General features: G+C 64.5%; 8 protein-coding genes. 4 read left to right on the top strand and 4 right to left on the bottom strand.

Features of this window, described 5'->3' with window-relative positions:
• The 4 genes from ACXJ7R_RS21225 to rfaD form a co-directional block, all read right to left on the bottom strand.
• Positions 1-199 (bottom strand): hypothetical protein (locus ACXJ7R_RS21225; RefSeq protein WP_457153561.1); only part of this gene is annotated, 199 nt, incomplete at its 3' end.
• A complete protein-coding gene (gene waaC, locus ACXJ7R_RS21220; protein WP_457153560.1) occupies positions 177-1,160 on the bottom strand; it encodes a lipopolysaccharide heptosyltransferase I in 984 nt (327 codons plus the stop codon). The genes ACXJ7R_RS21225 and waaC, both read right to left, overlap by 23 nt.
• Positions 1,157-2,164, bottom strand: a complete 1,008-nt coding sequence (gene waaF / locus ACXJ7R_RS21215; protein WP_457153559.1) for a lipopolysaccharide heptosyltransferase II — start codon at positions 2,162-2,164, stop codon at positions 1,157-1,159. Before waaF ends, waaC begins: the two co-directional genes overlap by 4 nt.
• Entirely contained in the window at positions 2,137-3,087 is a 951-nt protein-coding gene (gene rfaD, locus ACXJ7R_RS21210; protein WP_095090923.1) for an ADP-glyceromanno-heptose 6-epimerase, read from the bottom strand. The genes waaF and rfaD overlap by 28 nt, the downstream gene beginning before the upstream one ends.
• 164 nt (positions 3,088-3,251) lie before the next feature.
• On the opposite strand from rfaD, the gene ACXJ7R_RS21205 reads away from it, so the two are divergent.
• The 4 genes from ACXJ7R_RS21205 to ACXJ7R_RS21190 all read left to right on the top strand — a co-directional run bounded on the left by ACXJ7R_RS21205 (position 3,252) and on the right by ACXJ7R_RS21190 (position 6,752).
• The gene (locus tag ACXJ7R_RS21205) at positions 3,252-3,884 is read left to right on the top strand and encodes a LysE family translocator (RefSeq protein ID WP_457153558.1); all 633 of its coding nucleotides are present in this window, start codon (positions 3,252-3,254) and stop codon (positions 3,882-3,884) included.
• A 140-nt stretch (positions 3,885-4,024) separates the two neighbouring features.
• On the top strand, positions 4,025-5,518 hold the full coding sequence (gene rfaE1, locus ACXJ7R_RS21200) for a D-glycero-beta-D-manno-heptose-7-phosphate kinase (protein WP_457153557.1): 1,494 nt from the start codon (positions 4,025-4,027) through the stop codon (positions 5,516-5,518).
• Positions 5,519-5,525: 7 nt separating this feature from the next.
• A complete protein-coding gene (locus ACXJ7R_RS21195; RefSeq protein WP_457153556.1) occupies positions 5,526-6,098 on the top strand; it encodes a D-sedoheptulose-7-phosphate isomerase in 573 nt (190 codons plus the stop codon).
• Between the two features lie 12 nt (positions 6,099-6,110).
• Positions 6,111-6,752 carry an HAD-IIIA family hydrolase gene (locus ACXJ7R_RS21190; RefSeq protein ID WP_457153555.1) on the top strand — a complete coding sequence of 214 codons (642 nt, stop codon included), beginning with the start codon at positions 6,111-6,113 and terminating at the stop codon, positions 6,750-6,752.
• Positions 6,753-6,866 lie beyond the last annotated feature (114 nt).

The raw sequence follows: 6,866 nt of genomic DNA, 5'->3' as shown, positions 1-6,866 counted from the left end.
CCCCGTGAACGGGGAGAAGGACGCCTTCATCAATGATTTCGCCAATTTCTAACGTTGCAAGGAAGGCGTCGGGCGTTGCGGCCGGCTTCTTTCTCCCCGTCACTATACGGGGAGAAACGCCCGGCAGGGCAATGAGGGGCAGCGTCAGCGTTTCCGATTGAATTGATTGAATAAAATCAATCTGCGTTAACTTGACCAAGCGCCTGGCGCTCCAGCAGCCTCTCTGCCTCCGCTACCGCTTGCCCCGGCGTTACATGTTCCCCGGGTGCGGCCAAAAGCGTTGACGCGTATGGCCCGCGCGGCCCGGTCAAACCCGGCTCGGTGGCAAGAAAAACCGCAACCGTCGGCAGGCCGAAGGCGCTGGCGAGATGGGTTAGCCCGGTGTCGGCGCCAATGACGAGCGTCGAGCGGCCGATGATCGCGGCGATGTCGGAGAGCGGCGATTTGGGCACCACGACCGTTGACGGAATGGCTCCAGCGATCGCTTCGGCGACGGCCTTCTCGCGCTCGTTCGACCATGTCGTGACCGGCGTCGTTTCCCTTTCAACCAGCAGACGGGCGGTTTCGATCCAGTCTTGAACCGGCCATTTCTTGTCTTCGCGGCTCGTGCCGTGCAGCAGGAAGGCGATTCTGCCACTGATGCCGGCCAGATTGCCGGGTGGCGGGACGATGCCGGAGGCCAGCCTCGAAAGATCGGGCTGGTAGCCTAGCGCCAGCCCGAACAGCCGCCGCGTGCGTTCGATGGCGTGCAGGTCGCGCGGCACGGCGTAGGTGACGTCGTAGACCAGCGACGCAGAAGGTTCGCGCGCGCTCGACCGGTCGAAGCCGGCGATCGGCGCACCGGCCTGCCTGGCCACCAGGGCTGATTTCAGCAGTCCCTGCGCATCGATGACGAGGTCGTAGCGGCAATCGCGCAAGGTGCGGCGCAAGGCGGCCGCTTCGCGCCATGTGCCGCCGTCGAGCAATGTCTTGCGCCAGCGCCGGATCGCCACCGTGTGGATCCTGTCGATCGCCGGATGCAGCGCCACGATGCCGGCGAATGCCTCTTCCACGCACCAGTCGAAGGATATGTCGGGCCTGACAAGGCGGGCATCCTCGACGGCCGGAAAGGTGTGGATGACGTCGCCCATCGACGACGTCTTGACGATGAGGACCTTCATGCGGCTGCCGGGATTTCCAGCAGGCGTTTCGCCGCCGCCACGACCTGCTCGACTTCAAGCGTCTTCAGGCAGTTGAGGTGGCCGAGCGGACAGACCTTCTGGTGGCAAGGCGAACAGGGCAGGCCGAGCCAGACCAGTTCGCACCGTTCCGCCAGCGGCGGCGTATTCTGTGGCGAGGTCGAGCCGAAGACGGCAACGATCGGCGTGCCGACTCCCGCCGCGACATGCATCAGCCCGCTGTCGTTGGACACCGCCAGCCTTGCCGCCGAGATCAGGTCGATGGCGTCCTCCAGCCGGGTCTGGCCAGCGAGGTCGACAACGCCGGGGGCGAGGGCGGCGATCTCCGCCGCCACGTCGCGGTCGTTCTTCGAACCGAACAGCGCGACCTTCAAACCCTTCGCCATGAGATCACGGGCAAGCCCGGCATAGCTTTCGCTCGGCCAGCGCTTGGCCGGGCCGAACTCGGCGCCGGGCATCAGCGCTGCGAATCTCTGGGGCGCGAGCCCGAAGCGGTCGAGCAGAGCGGCTTGGTTCTTCGCGTCAACGGTCAGGCGTGGCGGCCGGAAATGGCCGCCCTGGGCGAGGCCGAAATAAGCCTGCGCCGTGCGTCGTTTGACGCTGTCGGGCAGCGGCACGATGTCGGTCAGCAGGCCGTAGCGCATTTCGCGCAAATAGCCGAAACGCCGCGGAATGCGGGCAAAGAACGGGATCAGCGCCGATTTCCAGCTGCCCGGCAGGACATAGGCCATGTCGTAGCGGCCGCGCAGCAGTCGGCCAAAACGCCGGCGAATGGTGAATTCCAGCGCGCCGGGCTTCAGCGGAAAGTCGATCTGCTGGCGGATTTCGGGCATGCGCTTGACCAGCGGCGCGGCCCAGGCCGGCGCCAGCACATCGATCGCGGCGTTGGGATGAAGCTCTTTCAGCGCCGAAAACAGGCACTGCGCCATCACCATGTCGCCCACCCAGCGTGGGCCGATCACGAGGATCGTTGGGCTTTCAGCCATTCGACATAGTCTCTGACACCGGTTTCCACTGTCCGGAATTGGCCATTGTAACCGACCGCGCGCAAACGGGACATATCAGCTTGCGTAAAGCTCTGGTAGCTGCCCTTGAGATGGTCGGGGAATTCGATGAATTCGATCTCGCCCTTGCCCAGCGTGTCGATGACGGTTTCGGCAATGGCACGGAAGGGCTGGGCGCGACCGGTGCCGCAGTTGAAGATGCCGCTCGATCCGCGCTTCCACAGCCACAGATTGACGTCGGCGACGTCGCCGACATGGATGAAATCGCGGCTTTGCTCGCCCGGTCCGAAGCCATCATAGGCGCCGAACAGTTTCGGGTTCTCGCCCCGCTCGACCTGGTTGAATAGGTGGAAGGCGACCGAGGCCATGGCGCCCTTGTGCGCCTCGCGCGGACCGTAGACGTTGAAGTAGCGCAAGCCCACAACCTGCGCATGATCGGTGTCGAAGACGGTGCGCCTGACATAGTCGTCGAACAGCTTCTTGGAATAGGCATACACATTGAGCGGTCGCTCGAGCGCCGGGTCTTCGCGAAATTCGGCGCCGCCGCCATAGACGGAAGCCGAGGAGGCGTAGAGGAAGGGCACGCGCAGCGCCTGGCAGGCATGCAGCAACCGTTTCGAGAAGGCGTAGTTCACCTCCATCATGAACTTGCCGTTCCACTCGGTGGTGGTCGAGCAGGCGCCCTGGTGGAACACGGCCTCGATGCGGCCGAACGAGCCAGCCTCCATACGGCCCAGGAAATCGTCCTTGTCGAGATAGTCGGCGATGCGCAGATCGGCGAGATTGGCGATCTTGTGGCCATCGGTGAGGTCGTCGACGACGAGGATGTCGTCATGGCCTTCGGCATTCAGCGCCGCGACGATGTTGGAGCCGATCATGCCGGCGCCGCCCGTGACGATGATCATGTTGTTGGCCCTGATACGCGTTTCACTTGCCGATTCCGGCCCTTATAAGGGAGGCAGGGTGGGCTGTCGATAAAGCAGGCAGCGAAGCGGATGTCACAGTGGCGCCGCAAAGCTTCCGCTTCAGTCGGTTTGTGCCACCCGGGACGATCGTGAGGGACAGAAGAATGCCGTCGACCGAACTGCTCATCGCGTTTTTCGCCACCACGGCGATCTTCGCCTACATTCCCGGCCCGGCCATGCTCTACGCCGCCGCGCAGACGATGGCGCGCGGCCGCTGGTCCGGCCTGACGGCAGCACTTGGCATTCATCTGGGCGGCTATGTGCATGTCTTTGCCGCTGCCGCGGGCCTGTCGGTGCTGTTTCACGCCGTGCCGCCGCTCTATCTGGCGGTCAAGCTGGTCGGCGCGCTCTACCTGATCTGGCTCGGCGTTTCGCTGTTCCGCAAGCGCGTCGAGGGCGACATGGCGCTGCCCGCGATCGAGCGGAAATCGGCGCGGCGCGCCTTTTTCGAGAGCGTCACCGTCGAGGTGCTCAATCCCAAGACGGCGATCTTCTTCATGGCCTTCCTGCCGCAGTTCATCGATACCTCGGCGGCGCTACCGGTCTGGCTGCAGTTCGTCGTGTTGGGCACCATCGTCAATCTGATGTTCTCTTCGGCCGATATCGTCTGCGTGTTCTTGGCCGGTGCCGTGATCGGCTGCTTGCGGCGTTCGAGCCGTGCACAGCGCCTGATGCAGCGGGCCGGCGGGGCGGTGCTGGTCGGGCTGGGTGTCCATGTCGCCCTGCAGAAGACCTGACCGCCCGGCCATCGTGGTCATGGCCAGCCGTTGCGCTGCGTGGATTTGCGGTATATCGGCTTCGCCATGAACGAACCGGCCCTTCAATTGATGATTACCCGCAAGGTTGAAATCGGCCATTTCCACGCGTTGCCAGTGACATGATCAAGCACAATCCGCCTTCTCCCGAACCCCTGCACCGCGCCATCGCACGGTTTGGCCAGGCCACCGTGCTGGTGGTCGGCGACTTCATCCTCGACCGGTTCGTCAACGGCGTCATCGAGCGGATCTCGCCGGAAGCGCCGATCCCGGTGCTGCACCGGCGCGGCGAAACCTCGACTATGGGCGGCGCCGGCAATGTCGTCGCCAACATCGTCTCGCTCGGCGCATCCGCTGTTCCCGTGTCGGTGATCGGCACTGATGCTGCCGGTGACAATCTCGTGCGCATGCTGCGCGAACTCGGCGCTGACACAGCGGGCCTCGCGCAGGCGCGTGGCCGCATGACCTCGTCGAAGAGCCGCTTCAGCGCGCTCAACCAGCAGGTGCTGCGCTTCGACGAAGAGGAGATCAAGCCGCTCGATGTTGCGGAGCGCGACGGTCTGATCCGGCATTTCCGCGCGGCGCTGACGCGCGCCGACATCGTCGTCCTGTCCGACTATGGCAAGGGCATATTGCTCGACGGCGTCGCCGGCGACTTGATCGCCATCTGCCGTGAGGCGGGAAAGCCGGTGCTTGTCGATCCGAAGGGCCGCGACTATGCGCGCTATGCCGGAGCGACCGCCATCACCCCCAACCGCAAGGAGCTTGGGGAAGCTGTCGGCCATGCGGTGTTCGCCGATGACGAGATCGTGGCGGCGGCACGCCAGCTGATTTCAGCGCATGGCTTCGATTTCGTCGTGGCGACGCGCAGCGAAAAGGGCATGAGCGTGGTCGACCCGACCGAGGCGCGCCATATCGCCACCCAGGCGCGCGAAGTGTTCGACGTTTCGGGCGCCGGCGACACGGTGATCGCGAGCTTTGCATTGGCGCTGGCGGCCGGTGCCGACCCTGTCTCGGCGGCATCGATCGCCAATGCTGCCGGCGGCGTCGTGGTGGGCAAGCGCGGCACCGCGCGGCTGACGGTCGAGGAACTCACCGGTGCGCTGTTCCGTTCGCACGGGCCGACCGCCCACAAGGATGCCATCCTCGACGCTACGTCGGCCGCGCGCATGGTCGCGGCGTGGAAGGAGGAGGGCTTGAGCGTCGGCTTCACCAATGGCTGCTTCGACATCCTGCATGCCGGCCACGTCAGTCTCTTGCACGCGGCGCGCAGCCAGTGCGACCGGCTGGTGCTTGGCCTCAACAGCGATGCTTCGGTGCGACGGCTAAAGGGCGTCGGGCGGCCGGTCAACGACCAGCATGACCGCGCCTGCGTGCTCGCCGCCCTTGCCTCGGTCGATGCGGTCGTGGTGTTCGAGGAGGACACGCCCTTGGCGCTGATCGAAGCGCTGCTGCCCGACATACTGGTCAAGGGCGCCGATTACACGATCGACACCGTGGTCGGTGCCGAAGTGGTGCAGAAGTCGGGCGGCCGCGTCGTGCTGATCGATCTCCTCGCCGGCAAAAGCACCACCAACACCATCGGCAAATTGCGTGCCGGTGGCACCACAAGCTGAGGAATTCATGTCTGACCTGAACGACTACCTGGTCCGCTCGGCGGCCGCGATTTCCGCCATGGTCGAGCGCGACCTGACGAGCGAGATGGAGCGGGCGGTGAGCGCCATCGTGACGGCTCTTTCACAGAGCAAAGCCTTGCTGATCTGCGGCAATGGCGGCTCGGCCAGCGATGCCATCCACATCGCCGGCGAACTGGTCGGCCGCTTCCTCAAGGAGCGCAAGGCCTACAATGTCATCGCACTCCCGGCCAATGCCGCTGTGCTGACCGCCTGGGGCAATGACTATGGCTTCGACACGGTGTTTTCGCGCCAGGTCGAGGCGCATGGCTCGGCGGGCGGCGTGCTGCTGGCAATCTCGACCAGCGGCAATTCGCCGAGCATTCTCGCCGCTGCCGAGCAGGCGCGGATGATGGACATGACGGTGATCAGCCTGACCGGCGACACCGGTGGCAAGCTCAAGCCGCTATCGGACATCCTGCTCAACGTGCCCTCGACCTCGACCCCGATCATCCAGCAGGGGCATCTGTGCCTCTATCATCATCTGTGCGAAGTGGTCGAAGCGCGTCTCAGCAATGGCTGACGGGACCTGATCGTGAAGCCCGAACCCTATCCGCTCCAGGAGCCCGGACTATGGGTCGAGCGGATCGATAGCAGGTTTTTTCCGACCGGTACGCCTGCGCTGTTTCTCGACCGCGACGGCACCATCAATTTCGACACCGGCTATCCCGATGACCCGGCCGAAATGGTGCTGCGCGAGGATATCGCCGCTGCGATCGGTGCCGCCAATCGGGCCGGCATTCCCGTCATCATCGTCACCAACCAGTCGGGCATCGCGCGCGGCTACTACGGCTGGAGCGATTTCGCCGCCGTCAATGGCCGCGTGCTCGACCTGCTGCGCGCCGACAACGCGTTCGTGGATATGGTCCTTGCCTGCGCCTATCACGAGGCGGGCGAGGGGCCGCTTGCGATCGCCGATCATCCGATGCGCAAGCCCAATCCGGGCATGTTGCTGGAGGCGGCCAAATGTCTCGGGCTCGATCTGCAGCGATCGCTGATCGTCGGCGACAAGCCGGCGGACATGGAGGCGGGACAACGCGCCGGACTTTTGCAGGGCTGGCTGGTCGACGGCGAAGCGGCCGTTCAATCGGGCTTTACAGTCCAGCCCTGGCGCGACCACGAGGATCTGGGTGGCCTGCTCGCCGCAATAGCGGCACTCGGCGCTATGTCGGGCTAGAGCAACTCCGGGAAAAGTGTGAAACGGCTTTCCGTCCGGAATTGCATCAAAGCAAGGTGGGCATAATTCCGAAAGTGGAATTTGGCCTCAAGTCCGATCGTTGTCTCGCGAAGC

Source organism: Mesorhizobium sp. P5_C1 (genome assembly GCF_054049815.1).
This window is presented reverse-complemented; position numbering and strand designations above follow the sequence as displayed.